Origin of the sequence: Agromyces sp. H17E-10 (genome assembly GCF_022919715.1) — a bacterium.
GTDB lineage: Bacteria > Actinomycetota > Actinomycetes > Actinomycetales > Microbacteriaceae > Agromyces.
On sequence record NZ_CP095042.1, the window covers coordinates 857,576 to 883,695 of the forward strand.

Consider the following 26,120-nt stretch of genomic DNA (forward strand, 5'->3'; position numbering starts at 1 on the left):
ACTGGGCGACGAAGCACCGCCGACGACGTACAGCAGGAGGCCGCATGCGCACCTACGCCGAACACCAGCGTGCCGTGCATGAGCTGCTCGATCCGCTCGGGTCTCGGCTCTCCTCAGCAGGTGCGAGCGACGAGGGAGCCGAGGTCGTCGCGGTCGACGATGCGCTCGGGCGCGTACTGGCGTCCGGCCTCCTCTCCCCCACCGATCTGCCCGGCTTCGACAACTCGCAGATGGACGGCTACGCGGTGCGCGCGGTCGACCTCGCCGACGCGAGCCCGGCCGCACCGGTTCGCCTGCCCGTCGGTCCGACGAGCGCAGCGGGCGACCCGGTCTTCGACCTCGCACCCGGCACCGCGTCGCCCATCATGACCGGCGCGCCGATCCCCCGCGGCGCCGACGCGGTCGTGCAGATCGAGGTGGCGGACCCGCCCGCGTTCATCGGACTCGGCGGCGGCCGGCACGACTCCCCCGCCGGGTCGGTCGTCGCGTTCACCGCACCCGTCGCGCACGGCCAGTTCGTTCGCAGGGCGGGCAGCGACGTCGCCGGCGGCGAGCTTCTGCTCGCCGCGGGCTCCCGGCTCGGGCCGGCGCAACTCGGGGTGGTCGCCGCTGCGGGCCTCACGCAGGTCACGGTGCGCCGCCGCCTGCGGGTGCTGCTGCTCTCGACCGGGCACGAGCTTCGACCGCCCGGGTCGGCGCTGCGGCCGGGGCAGATCCACGACGCCAACACCGCGATGCTCAGCGCCGCGCTGCGCGAGTGCGGCGCCGAGGTCGTCGTCGCCGTCGCACCCGACGAACCCGATGCGGTGCGAGCGGCGATCGCGCGCGGCATCCGCCCCGTCGCCGGCTCGCCGGTCGACCTCGTCGTCACGACGGGCGGGGTGAGCGCGGGCGCCTTCGAGGTCGTGCGCGACGCCCTCGAGCCGCTCGGCGTCGAGTTCACGAAGGTCGCGATCCAGCCCGGCGGTCCGCAGGGACTCGGCACGGCGATGCTGCCTGCCGACGAGGATGCCGCGGTCGAGGCATCCCGCACCGAAGGCGCCGTCAGCGTGCCGGTCGTCTCGTTCCCCGGCAATCCGGTCTCGGCGCTCGTGTCGTTCGAGCTGTTCCTGCGCCCCGTGCTGCGCCGGCTCGAAGGGCTCACGCCCGACCGGCACCGCGCCCGCCTGCGTCTCGCGCACGACGTGACGTCGCCGGGCCGGCGCCACCAGGTGCGCCGCGGCATCGTCGACGGCGATGGCGCCGTCGAGGTCGGCGCCCCGAGCTCGCACCTGCTGCACGCCTACGCGAACGCCACGGTGCTCGTGCACCTGCCGATCGGCGTCGATGCGCTGCCGGCCGGTTCCCTCGTCGACGTCTGGAGGATCGATGACTGACACCCCGCCCCGCCTCACCCACCTGCGCGACGACGGGTCGGCGCACATGGTCGACGTCACCGACAAGGCGATCACGAAGCGCACCGCGAGCGCGCAGGCCGTGCTCACGACGCGGCCCGAGGTGGTCTCGATGATCGCCGACGGCACCCTGCCCAAGGGCGAGGCGATCGGCACCGCACGCATCGCCGGCATCATGGCCGCGAAGCAGACGTCGGCACTCATCCCGCTCTGCCACCCCCTGCCGCTCACGAAGCTCGATGTCGACATCACCGCCGACGGTTCGCGCGTGCGCGTCGTCGCGACCGCGACCACGAAGGGCGTGACCGGCGTCGAGATGGAGGCGCTGACCGCCGCGAGCGTCGCCGCCCTCACGCTCTACGACATGATCAAGGCCGTCGACAACCGCGCGGTGATCACCGACATCATGGTGCTCGCGAAGGAGGGCGGCAAGAGCGGCGACTGGAGCCGCGAATGACCGGGCACGGCGGTGCGGCCGGCGGCATGGCCGCGACGGCAGACGAGGGGATGCCCCGTGCTGCGACCGTGCTCGTCGCCTCGACGCGCGCCGCGGCCGGCGTCTACGAAGACGCCACCGGTCCCGTCATCGCGGCTTGGTTGGCCGAGCGCGGCTTCGAGGTGCGCGGCCCGGTCGTCGTCGCCGACGGCGCGGAGTTCGCCGTGGCCCTCGGGCGCGCGATCGACGCGGCCCCGGCCGTCGTCGTGACGACGGGCGGCACCGGACTCGCCCCCAGCGACCTCACCCCCGAGGCGACGGCCGCCGTGCTCGACCGGGAGCTTCCCGGCTTCATGGAGGAGCTGCGCCGACGCGGCTCGGCGACCACGCCGACCGCGCTGCTCACCCGCGGGGTCGCGGGCGTCGCCGGCTCGACCTTCGTCGTCAACCTGCCGGGCTCGCGCGGCGGCGTGCGCGACGGCCTCGCCCTGCTCGGCGAAGTGCTCGATCACGTGCTCGACCAACTCGCGGGCGGCGACCACGCGTCCCCTCCGGTGGTCGAGTAGCGCGCGACGACCGAGCACTCCCTCCGGTGGTCGAGTAGCGCGCGACGAAGGAGCACGCGTATCGAGACTCACGCAACGGGTCTCGATACGCTCCTGCGTCGCTACTCGACCACCGAGGTGTCGCGCTTGGTCCTGCGATCGATCCACGCCAGTCGCTCGCGCTCGAGGGGCGCGGCGAACACCGCCCACAGCACGAGCGCGACCCCGGCGCCGACGAGCGCTCCGCCGACCGTGTCGCTCAGCCAGTGCGCCCCGAGGTACGTGCGGCTGACCGCCATGAGCACCGTGTAGACGGCGCCGAGCACCCACACCCAGACCCGCGGCACGATCACGCCGAGCGCGACCGCGATGGTCGCCGCGTTCGCCACATGCCCCGACGGGAATGAACCGTGGTCGGAGACGACGATCATGTCCTCGGGTCTTGCCCGATCGAAGAACGACTTCAGCACCTGCACGACGGCTGCGCTGGCGGCCGAGGCGACGATGAAGTAGAACGCGGCCCAGGGTCGCCGCAGGATGAGCAGCAGGATCGCGGTCGCGACCGGCACGACGAAGACGCCGATGATCCCGCCGCCGAGCGCGTTCATGAAGTAGCCGAACGCGTCGCCGACGGGCCCGCGGAGCGACACCATCTCCTCGACCCACTCCTCGTCCACCGGGAATGGCACACCGCCGTTGCGCACCATGATGACGAAGCCGAGGAGCGTCGCCGTCACGATCGCGGCGATGCCCCCGATGAGCGGCGCCCGCCGACGTACACGTCGCACCGCGGCATCCCGCCCGGTCTCTCCTGCAACCATGCGTCAACCGTAGGCGGTCGCACGCTCAGTCGGTGAGCGGCGGCACCGTCTTCGGGCGCACGAGCGCCCACAGCCCGATGATGGCGACGGCCGCGGCGCCCGTCATGACGATCGCCATCGGCAGGGCGCTGCCCACGCCCATGACGCCGATCACCGGCGAGATGAGCCCGGCGAGCCCGAAGTTGAGCGCACCGAGCAGCGACGCCGCGGTGCCCGCCTCGCTGCCGTGCGACGCGAGCGCGAGGATCTGCACCGCGGGGAACGAGAACCCGCACGCCGTGATGAACAGGAACAGCGGCACGATCGTGCCCCAGAGGCCGGCCCCGGTCACGTCGAGCACGCCGATCGCGATCGCCGAGCCGAACAGCACGAGGGTCGTGACCGCGAGGATCCACTGCGGGGCGACCCGCCCGCGCATGAGCCGCGAGCTCGTCTGCACGCCGATGATGATGCCGATCGAGTTGACGCCGAAGAGCAGTCCGTACTGCTGGGCGGTGAACTCGTAGACCTCCTGGAAGAGGAACGACGACGTCGACAGGTAACCGAACAGGCCGGTGAACACCATGCCGCCGACCAGCGCGGCACCGAGGTAGACCCGGTCGCGGAACAGCGACGCGTACCGGTCGCGCATCGTCGTGTGACCCGAGACGTGGCGCCGCGACGGCGGCAGCGTCTCGACGATGAGGAACGCGACGCACAACACGACGACGACGCCGTAGCCGGCGAGCACCCAGAACACGCCGCGCCAGTCCATGACCTGCAGCAGCTGCGACCCGATCACCGGTGCGAGCACCGGTGCGAGCCCGTTCACGAGGGCGAGCCGCGAGAGCATCTTCACGAGCGGCTTGCCGCCGAACAGGTCGCGCACCATCGCCATCGCGACGACACCGCCCGCTGCCGCGCCGAAGCCCTGCAGCAGCCGGAACGCGGCGAGCCACGCGATGTCGGGCGACAGCGCCGCACCGATCGACGCGGCGATGTGCAGCGCGGTCGAGAGCATGAGCGGCAGTCGCCGGCCGACCTTGTCGCTCCAGGGGCCGACGATGAGCTGTCCGAAACCGAACCCGATCATCGTGCCGGTGAGCGTGATCTGCACCGCTGCCGCCGAGACGCCGAACTCGTCCTGCAGCACGGGGAACGCGGGCAGGTAGAGGTCGACCGTGAACGGGCCGAGCGCCGTGAGCGCCCCGAGCACGAGCACGTAGACGAGCCGCTGACGGCTCGACAGGCGGTCGCCGGGATGCACCGACACGACCGGCGTCGACCGGGTGTCGTCGGGGCGGACGATGGGGATGGGACTCGTGGCGGACATGGCGTTCCTGGCGTGCTGGGAGGCGGAAAGGCGGCGGGGATGCTGCGGCGCACGCCGTCGGACGCCGGACTCGAATCGATTCGAAGCATTCGAGAAGGCTCGATTCTACTCGACGCAGCGCCGCACTCGAGCACTCCGTGCAGGCTTCGCGAGTAGACTTCGAACCGACGACGTCGCCGAACCGACGGCGCCCCGATGCATTCGAGCGAGGGAGCGAAGATGTCCGGATCCGAACGCGAAGACCCGACCCGCGAGCGCGGCGACGAAGCATCCCGGCACGCCGAGGCTGCCGACCAGGCCGCAGCCGACGCCGACCCCACCGAGGGCGAGTACACCGACGTCGACGGCTCGGCCCCGCACCTGCGCACGGTCGCCGGCGCGTACACGAGCGGCGAGGGCGTCGTCGATGACGAGGTCGGCTCGTACACCTCGACCGACGAAGATCCCGAGCTGCACGACGCCGCCGAGCGCCACGGCCGGTTCGCGTCGAACGACCCGCGCCGACCCCGCCGCACCGGCGACGACTGACGCGGGCGTCGTCGGGCGTCGTCGTCGGACTTCGCCGCCCGCCGACGACCGTCGTCTGCCGACGACCGCGCTGACCGCCTCCACGACGCCGTCCGAAGCGGATCCCCAGCCGATTCGCGACGCCGCGTCGGTAGTCTGGATCGATGCCGTTCGATCTGCGAGACATCCCGCTCGACCAGAAGGCCGAGGCCGCGCTCGCTGCGCGGGGCCTCGAGTACCGCGTCCTCGATCCCGCTGATCGATCCGCGCTCGAGGCGTGGGTCGACGCCGACCGGCGCGGCTTCCACGAGGGCCGCGCGCACGCGCCCGAACTCGCCCGTGAACTGTCGGTGATCGCCGACCGCCGCGTCGTCGGCGTCTACGACCCGACGCTCGACGCGCCCGACGTCCCGGTCGCGACCGCCGCCTGCTGGCCGAGCGGCCTCAGCGTGCCGGGCGGCCGCAGCGTCGACGCCTGGGCCGTCGCCTCGGTGACGGTCGCGCCGACCCATCGCCGGCGCGGCATCGCCCGCGCGATGATGGAGGCCGAGCTCCGCAGCGCACAGGCCGCTGGGGCCGCGCTCGCGATGCTCACCGCCTCGGAGGCCACGCTGTACGGACGCTACGGGTACGCACCCGCCGCGCGGATCGCGACGGTCGAGGTCGACCGCCGTCGGGTCGAGTGGACCGCGCCCGCCGAGCCCGGACGGGTGCAGTTCGTCTCCCCGCAGGTCATGCGCCCGGCCGCAGCGGCGATCGCACGCCGCGCGGTCGCGAGGACCCCTGGCGAGATCGACCGCTGGCCCGGCCTGCTCGATCGCATGCTCGGCACACACGACCCCGACAGCGAGCGGTCGCGCGCGATCCGCGTCGCCCGCTACGACGACCGGCACGACCAGCCGCAGGGCTTCGTCGTCTTCCGCCTGCGGCCCGAGCCCGGCACGCACGAGATGGCCCTCGAGTTCGACTTCCTCGCCGCCGCGACCGACGAGGCCGAGCGGGCGCTCTGGCGCTTCCTCATCGAGCACGACCTGGTCGCGAAGATCCGCGGTCGGCTGCGCTCCATCGAGGAGCCCCTGCCGTGGCTCGTCGCCGACCGCCGCGCGATCGGCATCGGCGAGGTGTCCGACCACCTGTGGTTGCGCATCCTCGATCCGGTCGCCGCGCTCGAGGCGCGACGGTACTCGGGCAGCGGCTCGCTCGTGCTCGACATCGACGACCCGCAGGGCTATGCGGCGGGCCGGTTCGCGATCGAGTTCTCAGCCAAGGGCCATGCCGAGGTGCGGCGGGCCGAACCCGGTGGCACGGATGCCTCGGCTCGAGCTGCGCGGCGCTCGCGCCCCTCGCAGGGGCTGGGACTGCGGCTCGGGGTCGCCGAGCTCGGCGCGATCTACCTCGGCGACGTGACGCCGTCGCTGCTCGCCCGCGCCGGGCGCATCGTCGAGACGACGCCGGGCTCGCTCGCGCTCGCCGACCGGCTCTTCGCGTCGCCGCGCACCCCGCACCTCAGCATCTGGTTCTGAGCCCGCCGGCCTCAGCGGGCGTCGAGCTTCGGGAACACGACCTTCTCGAGGATGATGATGAGCGACGCCGCGACCGGGATCGCGACGAGGGCGCCGAGCACCCCGCCGAGCGTGCCGCCCGCGACCGCCGCGATGACGACGAGCGCGCCGGGCACCGCCACGGCCCGGTTCATGATGCGCGGGCTGATGACGTAGGCCTCGACCTGCATGTAGATCAGGTAGTAGATCGCCGCGGCGAGCGCGGTGACGGGCGACGCGGTGAGGCACACGAGCGAGATGATGATCGCGCCCGTCAGCGTGCCGACGAGCGGCACGAGCGAGCACAGGAACGCGATGAACGCGAGCAGGATCGGCGCGGGCGCACCGATGATCGACAGGTAGAAGAGGCTCAGCACGCCGTTGACCGCACCGAGCGTGACCTGGCCCATCACGTACCGGCCGACCGCGTCGGTGATGTCGCCGGCCACGTCGAGGTAGCCGCGGCGCGAGCTCGCCGGCACGAAGCGGGCCGACGCCCGGCGCATCCCCCGCAGCGACGCGAGGAAGTACAGGGTGAGGATGAGCACGATGATCGCGCCCGTGAAGCCGCCGGCGATGCCCGCGCCGACGGCGAGGATGCCGCCGCCGAGCGAGCCGATGTTCGCGGGATTGCTGACCCAGTCGCCGATCGCCTTGATCGTCTGGTCGACGGCGTCGCCGCCCGTGATGTCGTTGATCCACGTGACGAAGTCGTTGTGCTGCAGGTTGAACGCGATGCGATCCCAGTCGTTCACGATCTTCGTGCCCTCGTTGATCACGATCGGCACGATCGCCGCGATCAGGGCGACGAACACCCCGATCACGACGGCGATGACGATGAGGATCGCCGCCCATCGCGGCAGCCCCTTGCGCTGCATCCAGCTCACCGCCGGGTCGAGGCCGAGCGCCAGGAAGAGCGCGAGCGCCACATAGAGGATGACCGTCGACAGCTGTCCGACGATGCCGCCGAGCAGGAGCGCGAGCAGCACGCCCAGGGTCGCCGTGAACCCGACGCGGAAGGCGCGGATGCGGAACTCGGGCAATGGGGCGGGCTCCACGGTCATCGACGGCGTCGTCGCCGGGTTCGCCGGTGCGGCGGACTCGGCGGGGCGACGCTTCGCAGGCAGACCGAAAGGCTTCATGTTCCGACCGTACGGCCGGCACGCGGCATCCGCGGGGAATGAAACGGCCCGGTGCCGTGATTGCACCCTTATGGATGCCGCGTGCGCGCGCCGTCCGCGAGAGGAGTGGCGTGGGCGACGCAGCAGGTGTTGGATTCCGGTCGGAGCGCGGGCCCGTGCTCATCGCGGTCATGCTCGCGACGGGGCTCATCGCGATCGACTCGACGATCCTCGCGACGGCCGTGCCGTCGATCGTGCGGGACATCGGCGGGTTCGCGCAGTTCCCCTGGCTGTTCTCGATCTACCTGCTCGCGCAGGCGGTGTCGGTGCCCGTGTACGCGAAGCTCGCCGACACCGTCGGCCGCAAGCCCATCATGCTCGTCGGCATCGCGCTGTTCCTCGTCGGGTCGGTGCTCTGCGGGTTCGCGTGGGACATGACCTCGCTCATCGTGTTCCGCGCGGTGCAGGGCCTCGGCGCCGGTGCCGTGATGCCCGTGTCGATCACCATCACCGGCGACATCTACACGGTGCGCGAGCGCGCGAAGGTGCAGGGGTACATCGCGAGCGTCTGGGCGGCGGCGTCGGTGCTCGGCCCGACCCTCGGCGGCGTGTTCGCCGAGTTCCTGACGTGGCGCTGGATCTTCTTCATCAACATCCCCCTCTGCATCATCGCGGGCGTGATGCTCTGGCGGGCATACCACGAGTCGTTCGAGCGCAAACAGCACCGCATCGACATCACCGGCTCGATCGCGCTCACGATCGGGCTCACGCTCGTCATCCTCGGCGTGCTCGAGGGCGGCCAGGCGTGGGCTTGGTACTCGTGGCAGAGCCTCATCGCCTTCGGCGTGGGCGGGCTGCTGCTCGTCGCGTTCGTGTTCATCGAGCTGCGTGCGGCCGAGCCCGTGCTGCCGCTGTGGGTCTTCTCGCGACGGCTCATCGTGACGACGTCGCTCATCTCGCTCGGCGTCGGCGCCGTGCTCATCGGGCTCACGTCGTACGTGCCGACCTTCCTCGAGAAGACCGCGGACGCATCGCCCCTGGTCTCGGGACTCGCGGTCGCAGCGCTCACCCTCGGCTGGCCGATCTCGGCGTCGAACTCGGGCCGCCTGTACCTGCGCATCGGGTTCAAGAACACCGCGCTCATCGGCATCACGATCGCGGTGCTCGGCAGCATCGCGCTCTTCGCGGTCTCGTTCACCCCGAACGTCGTGACCACGGCGATCGCCTGCTTCATCGTGGGCCTCGGACTCGGGCTCATCGCGTCGCCGACGCTCATCGCGGCCCAGTCGTCGGTGCCGTGGGAGGAGCGCGGCGTCGTGACGGGCGCGAACATGTTCCTGCGCTCGGTCGGCAGCGCGGTCGGCGTCGCGATCTTCGGCGCGGTCGCGAACGGCGTGATCGCGCGCTCGGGGCTCGGCGACGAGTCGCCCGTGGCCATCCAGGCCGCGTCGGCCGCGGTGTTCTTCGCGGTCGCAATCGCGGCCGTGCTCACGATCATCGCGGCGGTCGCGATGCCGCGCGCCCGCGTCGACGAGATCGAGCACCGGCCGGCCGAGGCGTCCGCCGCGGGCTGACGCCCAGCGGGTCGAGGGGCGACCGGCGAGTTGCATGAGGATCTGCCCGGCCGCACCGTCTGCAGGCTCGATTCGCCGGTTCGTTCCTGCGACTCGCCAGTCACCCTCAGTCCCGACGCGCGAGCGGCGGCACGACCGCACCCTCGAGCGTGCGCACCCAGCGGTCGCCCGTCGCCCGGTGCTCGGCCCGCGTCGCGAAGCGGTAGTGGTACGCGTGCACGCGGATCCAGCGCGGCGCCTCCCCGTCGAACGGATCGTGCGCGAGCAGCGCGAGCGTCGGCGCGTCGGCCGCGAGCAGTCGCTCGATGAAGACGCCGAACCACGGCTCCCACATCCGCCCGAGCGGCAGGAACCACATCAGCCAGTCGAGCCGCAGGTGGTACGGCGCCCACTGGCGCGGCAGCGCGCGCACGTCGCCCGGCTTGCCCTTGAAGGCGTACTCCCGCCACGCCGCATCGTCGTCGGGGATCTCGTCGAGCGTGCCCGCGACGACGATCTCGATACGTCGCTTCGTGACGGTGCCGAACGCGCCGTAGGCGTTCACGAGCATCCACCGGTTGAAGCTCGCGTTCATGAGCTGGCGGTGCGCGAACAGGTTGCGCAGCGGCCACCAGCTGAGCACGACGATCAGGGCGCTCACGGCGAGCACGACGATCATCCACCAGAGCGGTGAGCCCGAGGCATCCGCCCCGAGGTCGGCGGGAATCGCCGGGATCAGCCAGTGCCACACCGGGTCGGTGATCGCCGAGGCCGCGAGCACGACCGTGATCCAGTTGAGCCACGCGAAGTTGCCGGTCACGATGAGCCACAGCTGGGTGAGAATGACGACGGCCGCCGCAGCCGAGCCGACGGGCCCCGGCACGAACAGCAGGAACGGCACGACGAGCTGCGCGAAGTGGTTGCCGAGCACCTCGCCGCGGTGGAACCACGGCGGCAGCAGGTGCGCCTGCCGGCTGAGCGGGCCCGGCATCGGCTGCGTCTCGTGGTGGTACATGAGCGCCGTGAGGTCGCGCCACTCGCGCCCGCCGCGGATCTTGATCATGCCCGCACCGAACTCGAGCCGGAACACGAGCCACCACACCGCCACCACGATCGTGAGCGGCGGCGGCACCTGGTCGGAGCCGAGGAACGCGACCGTGAACAGGGCCTCGCAGAGCAGCATCTCCCAGCCGAAGCCGTAGAACGTCTGGCCGACGTTCACGATCGAGAGGTACAGCACCCACAGCGCGAGGAAGACGGCGAGCGGCAGCCAGGGCGGGCCCGCCTGCGGCAGGCCGATGACGAGGGATGCCGCGAGCACGACGCCCGACACGGCGACCGCCACGAGCCCCCGGTCGGTGTAGCCCCAGCGGAAGATCGTCGGACCGCGCAGCCTGGCGCCCGGAGCGTTCGCCCGGCGGAGCAGCGCGGGCACGGGCAGGAGCCCGTGCTCGCCGAGCAGGGGCCGGAACTGGTTCAGCGTCGAGACGAACGCGACCACCGCGAGCGCCGCGACGCCGCGCTGCAGCACCTGGCGGGCGACCTCGTAGTCGTTCGCGTCGAACCAGGCGGTCCAGTCCACGCCTCCACGCTACGCCCGACCCTGGTCGGTCGAGTAGGCGCGAAGCGCCGTATCGAGACCACCGACGGAGTGGCCTCGACACGGTCCTTCGCCGCTCCTCGACCGACGTTTCCTGCTACCCGACGCCGAACCGCTCCTTCAGCGCGAGCTTCGCGGCGTACCACCCGTTCATGCCGTGCACGGCCGGCCCGGGCGGCGTCGCGCTCGAGCACAGGTAGACCCCGTCGACGGGCGTGCGCCACGGTGCGGTCGACACGACGGGCCGCTTCACGAGCTGCGCGAACGTCAACTCGCCCGAGTAGATGTCTCCGCCGACGTAGTTCGCGTTGTAGGCGCCGACCTCGGCCGCCGAGCTCGCCGCCGACGCGAGCACGACGTCGCGGAATCCGGGCGCGAAACGCTCGACGGCGGCGGTCACGAGCTCGGTCGCGTCGAGCGTCGACCCTGCCGGCACATGCGTGTAGGCCCACAGCACGTGCTTGCCCTCGGGCGCGCGCGTCGGGTCGACGACGCTCGGCTGGCAGACGAGCACGTAGGGATGCCTCGGCGCGCCGCCGGCCCCGGCGCCGTGCACGTTCACCCCGGGCTGGAGGCCGTGCGCGACCGCGTTCTCGGCGAGCGCGATCTCACGGCGGCTGCCGCCGATGTGCACGGTCGGCGCGAGCCCGACGGCCGGGTTCGCCCACGGCACGGGTCCGTCGAGCGCGAAATCGACCTTCGCGACGCCCGAACCGTACCGGTAGCGGCGCAGTGCCCGTTCGTAGCGGCGGGGCAGCTCGGCCGAGAACAGCAGTTCGGGCGAGGTGTCGAGCAGCACCGCACGCGAGTCGCCGACCTCGTCGAGGCTCCGCACCGGGGCATCCGTCTCGATCTCGGCGCCGTGGTCGCGCAGCTCGGCGACGAGGGCGTCGGCGATCGCCTGCGAGCCGCCGACGGGAAGGCCCCAGCCGACCCCGTGGCCGTGCATCGCGAGCAGCAGGCCCGCGCCGGCCGAGGCGAGCGACGGCATGCGCCCCGCCGCGTGCGCGACGACCCCGGTGAGCAGCGCGGGCGCGACGTCGCCGCTGAAGCGGGAGTTCCATGCCCCCGTGCCCTGCTCGAGCGCGCGAAGCCCGAATCGCACCGCGGCGATCGGGTCGCGCGGCACCTGCAGCAGCTGCGAGCCCGTGAACGCCACGACGCCGCGCTGTCGCGCGAGCAGGGGGGCGACGAGACGGCGCCAGGAGGGCCCGTCGGCGCCGAGGCCGTCGACCGTGCGGTCGAGGTCGCGCCAGGCGATGCCCGCCCGCCCACCCGGCAGCGGGTGGGCGTACGAGACGTCGGGCACGATCCACTCGGGTGCCCGAGGCCCGTCGAGGAGGCCCAGCTTGCGGAACACCGGCGAGGCGAGCGCAGCGGGGTGCACGGCCGAGCAGACGTCGTGGCGGAACCCGGGAAGGGTGAGTTCGGCCGTGCGGACGCCGCCGCCGAGCGTCGGCGCGGCCTCGAGCACGCGCACCGAGAGTCCGGCGCGGGCGGCCAGCACCGCGGCGACGAGACCGTTCGGTCCCGACCCCACGACGGTGACGTCGACCACGCTCAGAACTCGCGCTCGTAGACCCAGGGCAGCCGCTCCATGAGCAGCCGGTGCCGGTGGCCGCGTGCGCCGGCGACCTCGTCGTCCTCCTGCCAGAGCACCATGCGCCGTGCGTCGTCGCGGCGGGCGACGTACTCGAGGACATCGCCGGCTGCGAACGAGGCGAGGGCGGCGTCGACCGACGTCGCGCCGGCGAGCCCGTGCAGCGTGACCCAGGTCGGCGGCCAGAGCGTGAGCTCGCCGGCCGCATGCCGCTCGAGGGCGTCGGCGGGCCGCAGCCAGTCGACGGCGACGACCTCGTCGGCCGCGAGCCGGAAGTCGCCGTCGGGGACGCGCACCGCGAAGAACGTGGTCGTGAGCTGCTTGGGGGCACCGCTCGGCGGCGTCCATCGCGAGAACGGCACGAGCTCCGTGGCATCCACGACCAGCCCGACCTCTTCGGCGACCTCCCGCACGGCCGCACGCCGGGCCGCGTCGACGCCGTCGCGTGCGTCGCCGAGCAGGTCGTCGTCGTCGACGGCGCCGCCCGGGAACACCCAGGCGCCCGCGAACGAACCGCGGTCGCTCGGACGCTCGGCCAGCAGCACCTCGACGCCGAGCTCGCCGTCGCGCAGCAGCACGACGGTGGCGGCGGAGCCGGCGATCGGTCGGTCGGCGACGGAGGTGGACGGAGATTCGGGCACGCTGTCCATCCCTTCAGCCTAGGCCGGTGATCGGAGCACGGGCCAGCCTTCCCACGCCCCGGTTGGCGCCGACCCACACCGATCGACGGATTCCCCGAGCCGACCCGTCGATACACTGCCGACATGGAGGAGCCCACCGCACCGACGCACGTCGACCCGTCGGGGCCGACGCGGTTCGCCCGCGCCGTACTCGCACCGAACCCCGGCCCGATGACCCTCGACGGCACGAACAGCTACCTGTTGCAGGCGCCGGGCACGCGGTCGACGATCGTCGTCGATCCAGGCCCGGCGGACGCCGGCCACCTCGAGCTGCTCGCGGCGCTGCCCGTCGAGCTCGTGCTCATCACGCACCATCACGCCGACCACACCGAGGCGATCGACGCGTTCGCCCGCATGACCGGCGCACCGGTGCGAGCGATCGACCCGGCCTTCTGCCGCGACGCCGACCCGCTCATCGACGGCGAACGCATCACGGCGGCCGGGATCGAGCTCGAGGTCGTGGCGACGCCCGGGCACACGGCCGACTCGGCGTGCTTCGCGCTCGTCGGCGAGGCGCCCGCGGCCCCCGGCACAGGCGTCGTGCCCGCTGCACCGCCATCACCGCTCGCCGTGCTCACGGGCGACACCGTGCTCGGCCGCGGCACGACGATCATCGCCGACCCCGACGGCGCGCTCGGCGCCTACCTCGACTCGCTCGAGCGGCTGCGTTCGCTCGGCACGCCCGGCCCCGTCGCGGTGCTGCCGGGGCACGGGCCTGCGCTGCCCGATCTCGCGGCGATCTGCGGCGCCTACCTCGCGCACCGGGCCGAGCGGCTCGACCAGGTGCGTGCCGCGCTCGCCCGGCTCGGCGTCGATGCCGCGGCGGCCTCGGTCGGCGCCGTCACCGACGTCGTCTACGCCGACACGGATGCTGCGGTGCGAGGTGCCGCCGAGGCATCCATGCGGGCGCAGCTGAAGTACCTGCGCGACCGCCGCTGACGCCCGCCGGATACGCCGAGTCGCCCGCCTCCGTTCGGAAGCGGGCGACTCGTTCGGTTCAGCGCTGTGCTGGGCTCAGGCCGCGACGGCGAAGCCGCCGGTCCAGCCGATCTTCTCCTGCACCGCGAGGGTGAGCTGGAGGAAGCCGATCGACTCGAGCTCGCGGGCGCGCTTGAGGGCACCAGCGTCGATCGCCTTGACGCCACCGGCGCGCACCACGTCGATGAGCGCCTGCTTGGCCACGGCGTCGTCGCCGGCCACGAGCACCGTGGTCTCCTCCTCGCCGACCGACTTCGAGGCCAGGGTCGCGGCGAAGTTGGTGTTGAAGGCCTTGAGCACGCGCGACTCGGGCAGGAGCTCGGCGAGCTCGGCGGCCTTCGAGCTGTCGGATGCGGGAACGAGCGAGTCGAAGGTCTCGAAGTTCAGCGGGTTGGTGATGTCGACGACGATCTTGCCGGCGAGCTCGGCGCGGCGGGCCTCGGCGATCTCGGCGATCGCGAAGTGGGGCACGGCGAGCACGACGATGTCGCCCGTGACGGGCTTCGCGAGATCGCGGCCGAGCACCTCGACGCTGTTGCCGCCCGCGGCGACGATGCCGCCGATCGCCTGACCCATGTTGCCGTTGCCGATGATGCTGACCGTGGTCATTGTCTTTCCTCCCCGCGCCGTTCGACGCGATTACTTGTTTCGACAACCATCACTGTACGCCAATTCAGTTGTTCCGTCAACTATTGCGGTAGACTGAGGACATGACCGACGACACGAAGTGGCTGAGCACGGAGGAATCGGCGGCGTGGGTTCGCCTCATCGCCGTCGCCGAACTGCTGCCGGGCGCGCTCGACACGCAGCTGCTGCGCGACGCCGGAATCACCCACTTCGAGTACGTCGCGCTCATGGCGCTGGCCGACGAACCCGGCCGCACACTGCGCATGACCGAGCTCGCCTCGCGCACCAATGCGACGCTCCCCCGGCTCTCGCACGTCGCCCGCCGGCTCGAGGAGCGCGGGCTCATCCGGCGGTTCCCGTGCCCCGAAGACCGCCGCGCCACGAACGCGACGATCACCGAAGCGGGCCTCGACCTCATGGCCGCGGCGGCACCCGGCCACGTCGGCACCGTACGCGCCAACGTGCTCGACGCGCTCACGCCCGAGCAGCTCGAGCAGCTCTACGTGATCGCGGGCGCCGTGCTGTCGAAGCTCGACCCCGACGAGCGCCTGAGCGCGACCTCGTGCCAGTACAGCGAGGGGCCGGTCGCGCGGGAGCTCGCGGGCTAGGTCTCGAGACGCGTCGCCGCTCCGCGTCGGCGCTCCTCGACCTGCGGAAAGAGCGCGCCGGCGCTCCTCCTCAGCCCGCTCAGTCTGCCGAGAGCAGCACTGCTCTGAGCAGCGTCCGCCCCACCTGAGCCCGCCGCAGCGCAGGCTGGGGTCATGAGCGAACAGACCCCGGCGATCCAGCCGATCGACGCCGAGCTCACCGCCCGGCTCTTCCACGAACGCATCATCGTGCTCGGCGACGAGCTCGACCAGCAGGGCGGCAACCGGCTCTGCGCGCAGCTCGTCACCCTCGCCGGTGACGACCCCCGTCGCGACATCCGATTCTGGATCAACTCGCCGGGCGGCTCGGTCTCGGCCATGCTCGCGATCGCCGACCTGATGCGGTCCATCCCGAACGACGTCGCGACGATCGCGTACGGCATCGCGGCGAGCGCAGGGCAGTTCCTGCTGAGCGCCGGCACGCCGGGCAAGCGGTTCGCGCTGCCGCACGCGCGCATCCTCATGCACCAGGGTTCGGCGGGCATCGGCGGCACCGCGGTCGACGTCGAGCTGCAGGCCGACGACCTTCGGTACACCCGCGACACGGTGCTCGGCATCACGGCCGAGAACACCGGGCAACCGCTCGCGAAGATCGCCGAGGACTCGTTGCGCGACCGCTGGTACACGGCGGCGGAGTCGGTCGACTACGGCTTCATCGACCGCGTCGTCGACGGCTTCGACGAGATGTTCCCGAGGGCCGAGCGCCCCCAGACCGGATTGCGAGCGAGCGCATGACCAGCTCCAGCTACACCATCCCGTACGTCATCGAGCGTCGCGGCAACAGCGAACGCTCGCTCGACGTGTACAGCCGCCTGCTCTCGGAGCGCATCGTCTACCTCGGCACCGAGATCGACGACGGCGTCGCGAACGTGCTCATCGCGCAGTTCCTGCACCTCGCGTCGGAGTCGAGCGACACTCCCATCAGCCTCTACCTCAACTCCCCCGGCGGCTCGCCTGGCGCGGCGCTCGCGGTCTACGACACGATGCAGCACATCCGCCCCGATGTCGCGACGACGTGCGTCGGCCAGGCCGGCGGGCCCGCCGCCGTGCTGCTCGCGGGCGGCGCGAAGGGACAGCGGGCGATCCTGCCGCACGGGCGGGTCGTGCTGCACCAGCCGTCGACGCAGGGCCGGGGCACCATCCCCGACCTCATCATCCACGCGGATGAGGTGGTGCGCGTGCGCGCCGAGCTCGAAGCGGCCCTCGCGGCCGATACCGGCCACGACGTGGCGACGCTGCGTCACGACACCGACCGCGACCTCATCCTGCCGGCCGCGGCGGCCGTCGAGTACGGCCTCGCCGACCACGTGCTGACGGCACGCGTGTCGGTCGGCTCGGGTGTCGGGGCCTACGCCGCGAGCAGGTAGACGCCGCCGGGCGGCGCGGCGGCCGTCGCGCCGCCGTCGGCGATCACCACCGGGGGCCCGTCGACGTCGAGCACGAGCACGGTGCCGAGATCGACGGCCGGATGCCTCGCCGGCAGGTCGGACCGGAACGCGAACGCCCGCTCGCGCTCGAGCGACTCGCGCCGCTCGTCGTCGCGGCGCTCGGCCTCGTGGCGGGTCCCGAGCAGCTCGCCGACCCGGTGCGCGACCTCGAAGAGCTCGAGCCCGAGCGCCTCGGTGACGGCGCCGAGCACCTCGCTCGACGGCTCCTTGCGGCCGCGTTCGATCTCGGAGAGGTACTGCGGCGAGACGCCGGCCGTCGCCGCGACCTCGGTGAGGATCCGCTCCTGCGCGAGCCGTTCGCCGCGCAGCACCTCGCCGAGCACGTCGCGCCAGAGCGGCTTCGACCGCTTCTTCACCTTCGGGAACTCGACGACCTTGCCCATGTCGAGAGGCTAACCGCGGCGGCGGCGCTGCGACAGGGTCATCCGCTCACAGCAGAATGCGCGCCTGCGCAGACGTCGCAGGCGACGCGGGACCCGAACCCGCGCCGCCTGCGCCCACCGACTCGACGCCTCGGCGTCGAGTCGGGGCCTTCATCGGCGGATGCCGCCGATGTTGATCTCCGCAGCACCGCCGAACGCGTTACCGGCGATCGAGTTCAGGCCGACGAGCTTCACGTAGCGACCGGCGGTCGCCGCGAATGCCACGCGCTGCGGGCCGAGGTCGGCCGTGAACGAACCGGTCGCGACCGGATCGCCCCACGTCGTGCCGTCGGCCGAGACGTAGACCTGGTAGTCCTTCATCCGACCGTTGACCGCGTTCTGCCGCGTCACGTACTCGAGGCCGGTCACGTCGTACTCGGCGCCGAGGTCGATCGTGATGTGGTGCGGGTACGGGCGGGCGCCGTCGCGGTAGGCGGTGTGCCAGATGGTGTTCGTGTCGCCGTCGATCGCGTTGGTCGCCGGCGTGCGCTCCGAAACCGTCTCCTCGCTCGAGACGTCGGCGATCGACAACGTCGACTGGTCGATGAGGTTCGGCATGGGCGGGATCGTCGGGATCGAGACCGTCTCGGTCGCAGTCCCCGCACCGTCGCCGCCGCGGTACTCGGCGGTCGCGGTGAAGACCCGCAGCGCGTAGCCGGGTCGCTTCTCGGGAATGCGGATCTGGAAGGCGGCCGACTCGTCGTCGCCGGGCGCGATGCGTCCGAGGTCGTCGTCGACGGCGACGACCTGCCAGCCGATCGGACCCGCGAACGACACGCCGACCTTGGTCATCGCCTTCGCCGAGTCGTTCTGCACGGTGACCTCGACGTCGAGGATCGCCGGGCCGTCGAGGCTGATCTCCGAGATCGAGACGGCGATGTCGGGTTCGGCGGGCGGCTCCTCCTCGGCGGCCTCGACGGGCGTCGGGGCCGCGGCCGGGCCGCTCGAACCGGATGCCCCGGGCGCGACGGCCTCCGGGGCGGGAACGTCGGCCGACGGCGCGTCCGTCGACGGGGCTTCGGTCGACGGGGCTTCGGTCGACGGCGCCGCTCCGTCGGGCTCGGGCGCGGGCGACGACTCGGGAACCGCCGGCGCGGGGGTGCTCGTCGCGACCGGTTCGGTCGCGTCATCCGGGGTGCTGGCGAACGCGGGCTGGACCGCGAGCGCGAGCGTCGAGGCGAGGGCGAGCGCGAGTGCGCCGCGCCGGACGGTCTTCGATGACATGTCTGTTCCTCTCTCGTCGGCGTCAGGCGACGGCGGGCATGGTCGTGCGGACGGAGTCGAGGCCGAGGCGGAGCTTCTTCCACTCGCCCCGTGTGAAGTCGGGCACCTCGACCGGGCGGCCGTTCTTCTCGATCGACATCACGCTGAGCGGCACCGGGGCGCACCACGCCGCCGAGTCGTACACGTCGATGTCGGGCACCTGGCCGGTGCGCATCAGCTGCACGATGCGCCACTGGAGCACGTAGTCCATGCCACCGTGGCCGCCGCCCGACGCGGGACCCTCGAGGTCCTTCCAGAGCCAGTGGTCGTACTCGGTGCGCAGGGCGCTCGCGCCGCGCCAGGTGTCACCGCTGTGCAGCGGCTCGACGTAGATCCGGGCTCCGGTCGCGTCGCTGCCGGCATAGTCCTCGAAGAGGCCGCGGCTGCCCTCGAGCGTGTTGATGCGGCTGTACGGGCGCGGCTGGCTGACGTTGTGCTCGGCCCGGATCGTGCGGCCCTTCGCCGTGTTGATCATGCAGGTCACCAGGTCGCCGTTGACGTACTCCTCCTTCCACGACCGGTGGTCGCGCGGCACGAAGCGCTCGCGGTAGTCGGCGAGGCCGCGCGGTGCGGTGGTCGTCGCGGAGAGCGTCGTGAACCGGTCGCCGCGGTTGATGTCCATGGCGGCGGCGATCGGTGCGAGTCCGTGCATCGGGTAGAAGCTCGCGACGCTCTTCGTGTGCCAGATGCGTCGCCAGTCGTCGGTGTAGTAGCCGTCGTTGAAGAGCAGTGCCCGGAGGTCGTGCAGGTAGCCGCCGTGGCCGCTCGTGATGTCGCCGAACACGCCGTCGTGCGCCATCTTGAGCATCGCGAGCTCGTTGCGGCCGTACGAGCAGTTCTCCATCAGCCACAGGTGCTTGCGGGTCTGCTCGCTCGTGTCGACGAGGTCCCACAGCTCGTCGAGCTCGGTCGCGATCGGCAGTTCGACGCCGACGTGGGCGCCGGCGCGGAGGGCGGCCTTGCCCTGCGGGTAGTGGAACTCCCAGGGGGTCGCGATGTAGACGAGGTCGAGTTCTTCGGTGTCGAGCATCTTCTGGAACGAGGTGTCGGCACCGCCGTACTCGCGCGGGCGGGTCTTGCCCGCGGCTGCGACGCGATCGGCGGCGCGCGTCGCCCGATCGGCTCGGATGTCGCAGACGGCGACGACCTCGGCGCCGGGCACCGCGACCCAGCTGCCGAGCATGCCCATGCCTCGGTTGCCGAGGCCGATCAGGCCGATCTTCACGGTGTCGACGGCCTCGAACGGCACGTTCGCCATCGACTTCGCACCCGAGGCGCGCATCGGTGCGAGGGCGCCGGCGGGTCCGGCCGACGCGGCCGTCGCGATGGCCACGCCGGCCAGCGCGCCGCCGATGAGATTGCGTCGAGTGAAGCCCGACGGCATCGACTCGAGTCCGGCCGCCGGCCGGGTTCGCTCACGAGAACTGGTCAAGAAACGCATCGTTGCACTCCTGGCGTCAGTGGGTAGGTCACTTGGGGAGCACACTCTCGCGAATGATCGCTGGATGTCAAGAGTTGATTCAAAAGTGATCGAAATGATCACAAACGCGCAATGGAGTTGACCGCCAACTCCGCACGGACAACGGGCCGCCCCGCGTCAGCGGAACGGCCCGTTCGTCGAAAAGGGTCAGGCGACTTCGTACGTCAGGCAGTCGGCGTCATCGGCCCCTGCGCCGATGCGCACCGCGGCCGCGGTGCACTCGAGCTTCGAGTTGTGGATGCACTCGGAGCGCTGGCAGGCGCCGACATGGGTGAGCACCTTGTCGAGTCCACCCTTCGAGCCGAGCGGGATGAACGTCGCGCACTCCGCGTCGCCGGGCGAGCCGGCGATCGTCACGGCCGCCGCATGGCAGTGCGAGTGGTCGTTGTAGGAGCACCCGGCGACCGAGCACTCGGCGACTGCGGGCATCTCGTCGAGCGTCATGCTCATGGTGACCTCCTGAAGTGGGTGCTGACCGTGCGAGTATCTGGATGGTAGCCCCGCATCACGTCGGAACGCAGCACTTCGAGGGACGATTTCCGCAGATCAGTGCCGAGTTTCTTCTGAGGATTGCCTTACCTTTCCGGGCCGATCCGGGACCCGGGGCGTCGACGTCAACCGGGTGCGTTGTCGGGGTCGACGGTCTCGATCGTGTCCTCCTCGACCGGGTTGTCGGCCTCCACGTCGTTCGCGTCGGGCCCGGGCTCGCCGCCCTCGGGCGATTCCGCCGGGTCGCCCTCACGATCGAGTCGCTGCGTCGCGTCGTCCGTCTCGTCGGGATCCGTCGGTGTCGGGTCGGGTCCTCGTTCGTCGGTCATCTCGCCCTCCTCCACGATCGAGTTCGTCTCCACGATCGAGTTCGTCGATTCGAGCGTGCGCGGGCCACGAGGCATCCGTCAACGCCTTGACTCAGGCGACGCGCAGCCTCAGTACTCGAGCACGTGGCTGTGGTGCGTGTTGGCGACCACGTAGCCGAGAGCCGTGTAGAGCCCCAGCGCACCGGTCGGGCTCTCGGCATCGACGTCGAGGATCGATTGATCGAGGCCCGCTGCGCGACAGGCCTCGAGGTGCCGGGCGAGCAGCGCCTGCGCGATGCGTCGCCCGCGCTGCTCGCGGACCACGCCGACGAGCTGCACGTACGACGAGCTGAACCCCTGACCCGGCCAGTCTCCCGGGTTGCAGAGCGCCAGCACGAACCCGACGACGCGATCGCCGCGCGCACCGGCCGCACCGCGCTCGACGGCGACGAACGAGAGCGACGGTGCGAAGTGCTCGGCACCGACGATGCGACCCCAGGTCTCGGGCCCGGTCGACTGGCTGCCCCAGTGGTCGGCGAAGGCCTCGTTGCGGGCGAGGCGGGTCGACTCGGTCCACTCGGTCGCCCACGGCACGAGATCGACGTCGTCGGTGCGCGGCTCGATCGGCTCGATCGGCAGCGAGACGTCGCGGCCGAGCGTGAAGAAGTGACGGCGCTGCGGCAACCCGGCCCGCTCGAGCAGCGCGCCCGCGTCGGGTGCGCGCTCCTCGGCGTAGGCGACGATCCAGCCCGGCAGTGGGTCGTCGAACCCCGCGAGCCGTTCGCGAGCCCGCTCGAGCTGCCAGTCGAGCAACGCCCGGCCGATGCCTCGACCGCGCGCGTCGGGACGCACGGCGCCGAGCGCGATGGCCCGGATGAGCGTCTCACGCCCCGTCGGCACGACGACGGAGCCCGACGCGAGAACGCGCCCGCTCGCGTCGATGCCGAGCATCGTGTCGCGGGAGGGATCGATGTGCGAGGCCTCGAACGCCTCCATCACTTCGTCGCGCGTCTCGATCCACTCGGGGTGGTCGGCGGCCGCGACGTCGGCGTGGAATGCGAGCAGTTCGTCGACATCGGCCGCTGTCGCCGCGCGCCAGTTCGCGACGTCGGGATGAGTCGGGAGCTGCGGCTCGGGCGACGGGCCGACGCGGCGAGAAAGCGGGAGCTCGGGGGCGGGCATGCCCAGATCCTCGCACGAACCGGCGCACGATGCTGGAGTTCGGTTCGGCTCCGAGAGCAGAATGGGTGCCACGCACTCGGAGGTGGACGATGTCGATCGAACAGATCTTGTGGTCGGTGCTCGCGGTGATCGCGACGGTGGGTGGGATCGGGCTGCTCGCGAGCCTCTGGGCGCTCGTGCGCCGGCCGCGCCAGCAATGACCTGAACCCTGCCCCGGCGACCTCTCGGCGGGTCGGGCCGGTCAGCGGATCGCGTCGACGATCGGCGTCGATCCCACGTTGAAGCGGATCGTCCGGCCGATGGTCGCCGGCTCTTCGAGCACGGCGGCCGCGACGGCGGCGACGTCGGCCCGGTCGACCGTCAGGCTCTCGGATGCCTCGGCGTCGATGCCGCCCGTGCCGTCGCCGTCGGTGAGCCGACTCGGACCGAGGATCGTCCAGTCGAGCGGCGTCGTCGCGAGGTGCTCGTCGGCGGCGGCCTTCGCCTCGGCGTAGGCGTGGAACGAGTCGCCCTCGGGCACCGTGTGATCGGGCGAGCGGAAGTACGACACCATGACGTACCGGCGGACATCGGCGAGTTCGGCAGCGGCCATCGACCGCAGGGCGGCGTCGCGGTCGACCGCGTACGTGCGACGAGGGTCGCCGCCGCCCGCGCCGGCCGACCACACGACGGCGTCGTGGCCGCGCACGAGGTCGACGAAGCCGTCGACGTCGAGCGTCTCGATGTCGGCGACCACCGGTTTCGCGCCCGTCTCGATCACGTCAGCGGCGTGCTCGGGGTTGCGGATGACGGCGTCGACCTCGTCGCCGCGCGCGACGAGCAGCCGTTCGAGCAGCAGGGCGACCTTGCCGTGACCGCCGATGAGTACGATGCGTGCCATGGGCGACTCCTTCGCATGTCCCGGTCCACGCTACCGGTCGGGTCTGCCGCCGCAAGGGGGTCGACCGTGGCGGTGACGAGCGCGGGCGTGCTGCTGCACCGCGACCTCGGGCCGGGCACCGAGGTGTTCATCGCGCACATGGGCGGGCCGTTCTGGGCCCGCAAGCACGAGGGCGCGTGGACCGTACCGAAGGGCGAGTACCTCGCCGCGACCGAGCACCCGCTGCTCGCCGCGCGCCGTGAGTTCGGCGAGGAGATCGGCGTCGCGCCGCCCGAGCTCGACTACGTCGACCTGGGCGAGTTCCGCTACGCGTCGGGCAAGCTCATCCGGGTGTTCGCCGGCGAGGCGCCGGAGTTCGACGTGGTCGGCGTCGACAGCAACACGTTCGAGCTCGAGTGGCCGCCGCGGTCGGGGCGCGTGCAGTCCTTTCCCGAGGTCGACGATGCACGCTGGGTCGCCCTCGGCGAGGCGCGCGTGCTCGTGACCAAGGGCCAGGTGCAGGTGCTCGACGCGCTCGAGTCGTGGTTGGCGAGGCGCGACTAGCGCAACTCGTCGCACCAGTCGGGCACGACGATGCTCGCGGGCCCGTGGCGCACCTCGTCGAACAGCGGCGTGATCTCGCTCGCCGCGAGGTTCAGCTCGATCGTGCGCGCGCCGTGCTCGGCAGCGGTGACGACGAAGCCCGCGGCCGGGTACACGGCACCCGACGTGCCGATCGCGGCGAACACGTCGCACGATGCCAGGGCCTGCTCGATCTCGTCGAGCCCGTAGGGCATCTCGCCGAACCAGACGACGTCGGGGCGCAGCATCCGCTCACCGCATGCTGGGCAGGCCGGCCGGTCGATCAGGTCGCCGGGCACCGGTGAGCGCGCCCCACAGGCCGTGCACCTGGCGACGGAGAGCTCGCCGTGCATGTGCAGCACCCGCTGCGAGCCGGCTCGTTCGTGCAGGCCGTCGATGTTCTGGGTGACGACGAGCAGGTCGTCGCCGAGCGCACGCTCGAGCCCGGCGAGCGCGTCGTGCGCGGGGTTCGGCTCGGCGAGGGCGACCGCGTGCCGCCGGGCGTCGTAGAACCGCTGCACCGTGTCGGAGTCGCGCGCGAACGCCTCGGGCGTCGCGACGTCCTCGACGCGGTGCCCCTCCCAGAGCCCGCCGGCGTCGCGGAACGTCGGCACCCCGCTCTCCGCCGAGATGCCGGCGCCCGTGAGCACGACGACCTTCATGGCTCCATGATCCACGCCCTGTCGCAATCGCGCACGATCTTGCAGGATGGGCGGTATGCCCGCCGATGCGCTCGTCGACGAGGCGGCGGCGCTCTACGCGCTCCGTCCCGACGAGTTCACCGCTGCCCGCAACACCCGCGCCCGCGAGCTGCGCGACGACGACCGCGAGCTCGCCGACGCCGTCGGGGCGCTCAAGCGCCCCTCCCCCGCGGCCTGGCTCGCGAACCAGCTCGTGCGGCATCGCGGCGACGAGGTCGAGCAGTTGCTCGAACTCGGCGAGGAGTTGCGCGACGCCCAGGACGACCTCGACGCCGTCTCGCTCGCGCGATTCGCGAAGGAGCGGCGCCGCCTCGTCGCGGCGCTGGCCCAGGAGGCGGGCGGTCTCGCCGACGAGCTCGGCAGCCCGGTGCGGCAACCCGTGCTCGACGAGCTCGCCCAGACGCTGCAGGCGGGCATGGCGGATGCCGCGGCCGCCGAAGCGGTGCGCAGCGGCCGGCTCGTGCGCGGCCTCGAGGCGGTCGGCGTCGAGGTCGACCTCGACGGCGCCGTCGCGGGCGAGCCGGGCGACGTCGAGGCCGCGTCGAGGCGACGCACCTCATCGAGCAGCCGGTCCAGGCGAGCCGGTGCGGATGCCGCGACCGAAGCCCGGGAACGGGCCGAACGCGAACAGGAGGAGCGCCGGGAGCGCGAACGCGCGGCATCGGCAGCCGAGGAGCGCGCGGCCGAGGCATCCGCCGCCCTCGACGACCTCGAACACGAGCTCTCCGATATCGACGACCGCATGGCCGCCGACACCGAACGCCGCGACGAGCTCGACGACGAACTGCGCGAGCTCGAGGAGCGCTTGGCCGAGTCGGGGCGCGAGCGGCGGCGGCTCGCGCGCGACCGCGACCGCGCCGCACGGGCGGCCGAGTCGGCCCGCGACGAGGCGACCGCGGCGCGCGACGCGCTCGACTAGCCTTGCGGCATGCACGCCGCCTCCGACGATTCCGACCTCCACCCCGACACCGTCGCCGTCGTGGCAGGTCGACCCGCGCATGCGCCCGACGCCCCGATGAACGTGCCCGTGCACCTGACCTCGACGTACGTCGCCGGCGGCGACATCGCGTACGGACGGTACGGCAATCCGAGCTGGACCGCGTTCGAAGACGTGCTCGGCGCCCTCGAGGGCGGCCGCTGCGTCTCGTTCGCCTCGGGCATGGCGGCGATCTCGGCGGTGCTCGACCTCGTCGAGCCCGGTGGACTCGTGGTGGCGCCGCGGCACTCGTACACCGGCACGGTCGCGCTCCTCGAGGAGCGCGCCCAGCAGGGGCGGCTGCGCGTCGAGTTCGTCGACATCGCCGACACTGCCGCGGTGGCGGCCGCGTGCGAGGGTGCGGCCATGGTGTGGTTCGAGACGCCGACGAACCCGGCGCTCGAGGTCGCCGACATCGCCGCGATCGCCGCGGCCGCGCACGCGCACGGCGCACTCGTCGCGGTCGACAACACCTTCGCGACGCCGTTGCTGCAGCGGCCGCTCGCGCTCGGCGCCGACCTGGTCGTGCACTCGGCGACGAAGTACCTCTCGGGGCACAGCGACGTGGTCATGGGCGCCGCGATCGCCGCGTCCGCCGAGCACGAAGCCGCGCTCGTACAACGCCGCACCCTGGGCGGAGCGATCCCCGCGCCGCTCGAGACGTATCTCGCGCTGCGCGGCATACGCACCCTCGCCGTCCGGCTCGAGCGCGCACAGGCGAACGCGCAGGAGCTCGTACGCCGGCTCGACGGCCACCCCGCCCTCGACGAGGTGCGGTACCCGGGCTTCGGCGCGATCGTGTCGATCGTCGTGCGCGGCGGCGCCGGGCCGGCCGACGCGCTCGTGGAGCGCACCCGGTTGTGGGTCCACGCGACGAGCCTCGGCGGCGTCGAATCGACCTTCGAGCGGCGGCGGCGCTGGCCCGCCGAGCAGCCGACCATCCCCGAGGGCCTCGTGCGACTCTCGGTCGGCATCGAGCAGGTCGACGACCTCTGGCGCGATCTCTCGGCGGCGCTCGACACGATCGGCTGACCTCCGCCGCAGGCGC

The 26,120-nt window shown here is 72.2% G+C and carries 28 protein-coding genes; 13 read left to right on the plus strand and 15 right to left on the minus strand.

All coding sequences use genetic code 11. The features are described from left to right. The first annotated feature begins 44 nt into the window (after positions 1–44). The 3 genes from MUN74_RS03825 to MUN74_RS03835 are packed head-to-tail and all read left to right on the plus strand — an operon-like array spanning position 45 to position 2,396. Entirely contained in the window at positions 45–1,376 is a 1,332-nt protein-coding gene (locus MUN74_RS03825) for a molybdopterin molybdotransferase MoeA (RefSeq protein ID WP_244855089.1), read from the plus strand. Beyond that, positions 1,369–1,851, plus strand: a complete 483-nt coding sequence (gene moaC / locus MUN74_RS03830) for a cyclic pyranopterin monophosphate synthase MoaC (protein WP_244855090.1) — start codon at positions 1,369–1,371, stop codon at positions 1,849–1,851. Before MUN74_RS03825 ends, moaC begins: the two co-directional genes overlap by 8 nt. Then, the gene (locus MUN74_RS03835; protein ID WP_244855091.1) at positions 1,848–2,396 is read left to right on the plus strand and encodes a MogA/MoaB family molybdenum cofactor biosynthesis protein; all 549 of its coding nucleotides are present in this window, start codon (positions 1,848–1,850) and stop codon (positions 2,394–2,396) included. The genes moaC and MUN74_RS03835 overlap by 4 nt, the downstream gene beginning before the upstream one ends. A 101-nt stretch (positions 2,397–2,497) precedes the next feature. Here MUN74_RS03835 and MUN74_RS03840 read toward each other — a convergent pair whose 3' ends face one another. Further along, positions 2,498–3,196, minus strand: a complete 699-nt coding sequence (locus tag MUN74_RS03840; protein ID WP_244855092.1) for a phosphatase PAP2 family protein — start codon at positions 3,194–3,196, stop codon at positions 2,498–2,500. A 25-nt stretch (positions 3,197–3,221) separates the two neighbouring features. Then, positions 3,222–4,508 carry a multidrug effflux MFS transporter gene (locus MUN74_RS03845; RefSeq protein WP_244855093.1) on the minus strand — a complete coding sequence of 429 codons (1,287 nt, stop codon included), beginning with the start codon at positions 4,506–4,508 and terminating at the stop codon, positions 3,222–3,224. A gap of 219 nt (positions 4,509–4,727) precedes the next feature. On the opposite strand from MUN74_RS03845, the gene MUN74_RS03850 reads away from it, so the two are divergent. Both MUN74_RS03850 and MUN74_RS03855 read left to right on the plus strand, forming a co-directional pair. Then, the gene (locus MUN74_RS03850; protein WP_244855094.1) at positions 4,728–5,036 is read left to right on the plus strand and encodes a hypothetical protein; all 309 of its coding nucleotides are present in this window, start codon (positions 4,728–4,730) and stop codon (positions 5,034–5,036) included. A 143-nt stretch (positions 5,037–5,179) separates the two neighbouring features. Then, positions 5,180–6,538 (plus strand): GNAT family N-acetyltransferase, encoded by a 1,359-nt coding sequence (locus MUN74_RS03855; RefSeq protein WP_244855095.1) that lies wholly within the window; start codon positions 5,180–5,182, stop codon positions 6,536–6,538. Between the two features lie 11 nt (positions 6,539–6,549). Here MUN74_RS03855 and MUN74_RS03860 read toward each other — a convergent pair whose 3' ends face one another. Beyond that, the gene (locus MUN74_RS03860) at positions 6,550–7,698 is read right to left on the minus strand and encodes an AI-2E family transporter (protein ID WP_244855096.1); all 1,149 of its coding nucleotides are present in this window, start codon (positions 7,696–7,698) and stop codon (positions 6,550–6,552) included. Between the two features lie 74 nt (positions 7,699–7,772). On the opposite strand from MUN74_RS03860, the gene MUN74_RS03865 reads away from it, so the two are divergent. After that, a complete protein-coding gene (locus MUN74_RS03865) occupies positions 7,773–9,251 on the plus strand; it encodes an MDR family MFS transporter (protein WP_370647344.1) in 1,479 nt (492 codons plus the stop codon). Positions 9,252–9,357: 106 nt separating this feature from the next. Here MUN74_RS03865 and MUN74_RS03870 read toward each other — a convergent pair whose 3' ends face one another. The 3 genes from MUN74_RS03870 to MUN74_RS03880 all read right to left on the minus strand — a co-directional run bounded on the left by MUN74_RS03870 (position 9,358) and on the right by MUN74_RS03880 (position 13,080). Continuing rightward, entirely contained in the window at positions 9,358–10,812 is a 1,455-nt protein-coding gene (locus tag MUN74_RS03870; RefSeq protein ID WP_244855097.1) for a lipase maturation factor family protein, read from the minus strand. A 115-nt stretch (positions 10,813–10,927) separates the two neighbouring features. Beyond that, positions 10,928–12,388 (minus strand): phytoene desaturase family protein, encoded by a 1,461-nt coding sequence (locus MUN74_RS03875; protein WP_244855098.1) that lies wholly within the window; start codon positions 12,386–12,388, stop codon positions 10,928–10,930. Between the two features lie 2 nt (positions 12,389–12,390). Then, on the minus strand, positions 12,391–13,080 hold the full coding sequence (locus MUN74_RS03880) for an NUDIX hydrolase (RefSeq protein WP_244855099.1): 690 nt from the start codon (positions 13,078–13,080) through the stop codon (positions 12,391–12,393). Positions 13,081–13,194: 114 nt separating this feature from the next. On the opposite strand from MUN74_RS03880, the gene MUN74_RS03885 reads away from it, so the two are divergent. Then, positions 13,195–14,049, plus strand: a complete 855-nt coding sequence (locus tag MUN74_RS03885) for an MBL fold metallo-hydrolase (RefSeq protein WP_244855100.1) — start codon at positions 13,195–13,197, stop codon at positions 14,047–14,049. Between the two features lie 75 nt (positions 14,050–14,124). Here MUN74_RS03885 and MUN74_RS03890 read toward each other — a convergent pair whose 3' ends face one another. Further along, positions 14,125–14,697, minus strand: coding sequence for an NADPH-dependent F420 reductase (locus MUN74_RS03890; RefSeq protein WP_244855101.1), 573 nt, complete (start codon positions 14,695–14,697; stop codon positions 14,125–14,127). Positions 14,698–14,798: 101 nt separating this feature from the next. On the opposite strand from MUN74_RS03890, the gene MUN74_RS03895 reads away from it, so the two are divergent. The 3 genes from MUN74_RS03895 to MUN74_RS03905 all read left to right on the plus strand — a co-directional run bounded on the left by MUN74_RS03895 (position 14,799) and on the right by MUN74_RS03905 (position 16,729). After that, positions 14,799–15,323 carry a MarR family winged helix-turn-helix transcriptional regulator gene (locus tag MUN74_RS03895; protein ID WP_244855102.1) on the plus strand — a complete coding sequence of 175 codons (525 nt, stop codon included), beginning with the start codon at positions 14,799–14,801 and terminating at the stop codon, positions 15,321–15,323. A 153-nt stretch (positions 15,324–15,476) separates the two neighbouring features. Further along, a complete protein-coding gene (locus tag MUN74_RS03900) occupies positions 15,477–16,097 on the plus strand; it encodes a ClpP family protease (RefSeq protein ID WP_244855103.1) in 621 nt (206 codons plus the stop codon). Then, positions 16,094–16,729: a ClpP family protease gene (locus MUN74_RS03905; RefSeq protein WP_244855104.1), complete on the plus strand. Its 636-nt coding sequence runs from the start codon at positions 16,094–16,096 to the stop codon at positions 16,727–16,729. Before MUN74_RS03900 ends, MUN74_RS03905 begins: the two co-directional genes overlap by 4 nt. Here the strand turns inward: MUN74_RS03905 and MUN74_RS19250 are convergent. The 7 genes from MUN74_RS19250 to MUN74_RS03940 all read right to left on the minus strand — a co-directional run bounded on the left by MUN74_RS19250 (position 16,711) and on the right by MUN74_RS03940 (position 22,834). Further along, positions 16,711–17,193, minus strand: coding sequence for a helix-turn-helix domain-containing protein (locus MUN74_RS19250; protein WP_305038264.1), 483 nt, complete (start codon positions 17,191–17,193; stop codon positions 16,711–16,713). The two genes, MUN74_RS03905 and MUN74_RS19250, sit on opposite strands and share 19 nt — an antisense overlap. Before the next feature lie 150 nt (positions 17,194–17,343). After that, the gene (locus MUN74_RS03915; RefSeq protein WP_244855105.1) at positions 17,344–18,456 is read right to left on the minus strand and encodes a discoidin domain-containing protein; all 1,113 of its coding nucleotides are present in this window, start codon (positions 18,454–18,456) and stop codon (positions 17,344–17,346) included. A 22-nt stretch (positions 18,457–18,478) separates the two neighbouring features. Then, a complete protein-coding gene (locus MUN74_RS03920) occupies positions 18,479–19,927 on the minus strand; it encodes a Gfo/Idh/MocA family protein (protein WP_244855106.1) in 1,449 nt (482 codons plus the stop codon). 195 nt (positions 19,928–20,122) lie between these two features. Then, positions 20,123–20,425 carry a DUF1540 domain-containing protein gene (locus MUN74_RS03925; protein WP_244855107.1) on the minus strand — a complete coding sequence of 101 codons (303 nt, stop codon included), beginning with the start codon at positions 20,423–20,425 and terminating at the stop codon, positions 20,123–20,125. Between the two features lie 164 nt (positions 20,426–20,589). Then, the gene (locus tag MUN74_RS03930) at positions 20,590–20,793 is read right to left on the minus strand and encodes a hypothetical protein (RefSeq protein ID WP_244855108.1); all 204 of its coding nucleotides are present in this window, start codon (positions 20,791–20,793) and stop codon (positions 20,590–20,592) included. Positions 20,794–20,901: 108 nt separating this feature from the next. Continuing rightward, a complete protein-coding gene (locus tag MUN74_RS03935; RefSeq protein WP_244855109.1) occupies positions 20,902–21,954 on the minus strand; it encodes a GNAT family N-acetyltransferase in 1,053 nt (350 codons plus the stop codon). A 241-nt stretch (positions 21,955–22,195) separates the two neighbouring features. Beyond that, positions 22,196–22,834, minus strand: coding sequence for an NAD(P)H-binding protein (locus MUN74_RS03940; RefSeq protein WP_244855110.1), 639 nt, complete (start codon positions 22,832–22,834; stop codon positions 22,196–22,198). Positions 22,835–22,900: 66 nt separating this feature from the next. Between MUN74_RS03940 and MUN74_RS03945 the strand changes: the two genes are divergently transcribed. Continuing rightward, the gene (locus MUN74_RS03945) at positions 22,901–23,377 is read left to right on the plus strand and encodes an NUDIX hydrolase (RefSeq protein WP_244855111.1); all 477 of its coding nucleotides are present in this window, start codon (positions 22,901–22,903) and stop codon (positions 23,375–23,377) included. On the opposite strand, the gene MUN74_RS03950 is transcribed toward MUN74_RS03945, so the two are convergent. Beyond that, positions 23,374–24,057, minus strand: coding sequence for an NAD-dependent deacylase (locus MUN74_RS03950; RefSeq protein ID WP_244855112.1), 684 nt, complete (start codon positions 24,055–24,057; stop codon positions 23,374–23,376). The two genes, MUN74_RS03945 and MUN74_RS03950, sit on opposite strands and share 4 nt — an antisense overlap. 55 nt (positions 24,058–24,112) lie before the next feature. On the opposite strand from MUN74_RS03950, the gene MUN74_RS03955 reads away from it, so the two are divergent. Both MUN74_RS03955 and MUN74_RS03960 read left to right on the plus strand, forming a co-directional pair. After that, complete coding sequence (locus MUN74_RS03955; RefSeq protein ID WP_244855113.1) at positions 24,113–25,015, plus strand: transposase; 903 nt, start codon at positions 24,113–24,115, stop codon at positions 25,013–25,015. Between the two features lie 9 nt (positions 25,016–25,024). Then, entirely contained in the window at positions 25,025–26,104 is a 1,080-nt protein-coding gene (locus MUN74_RS03960) for a trans-sulfuration enzyme family protein (RefSeq protein ID WP_244855114.1), read from the plus strand. Positions 26,105–26,120: the final 16 nt, after the last annotated feature.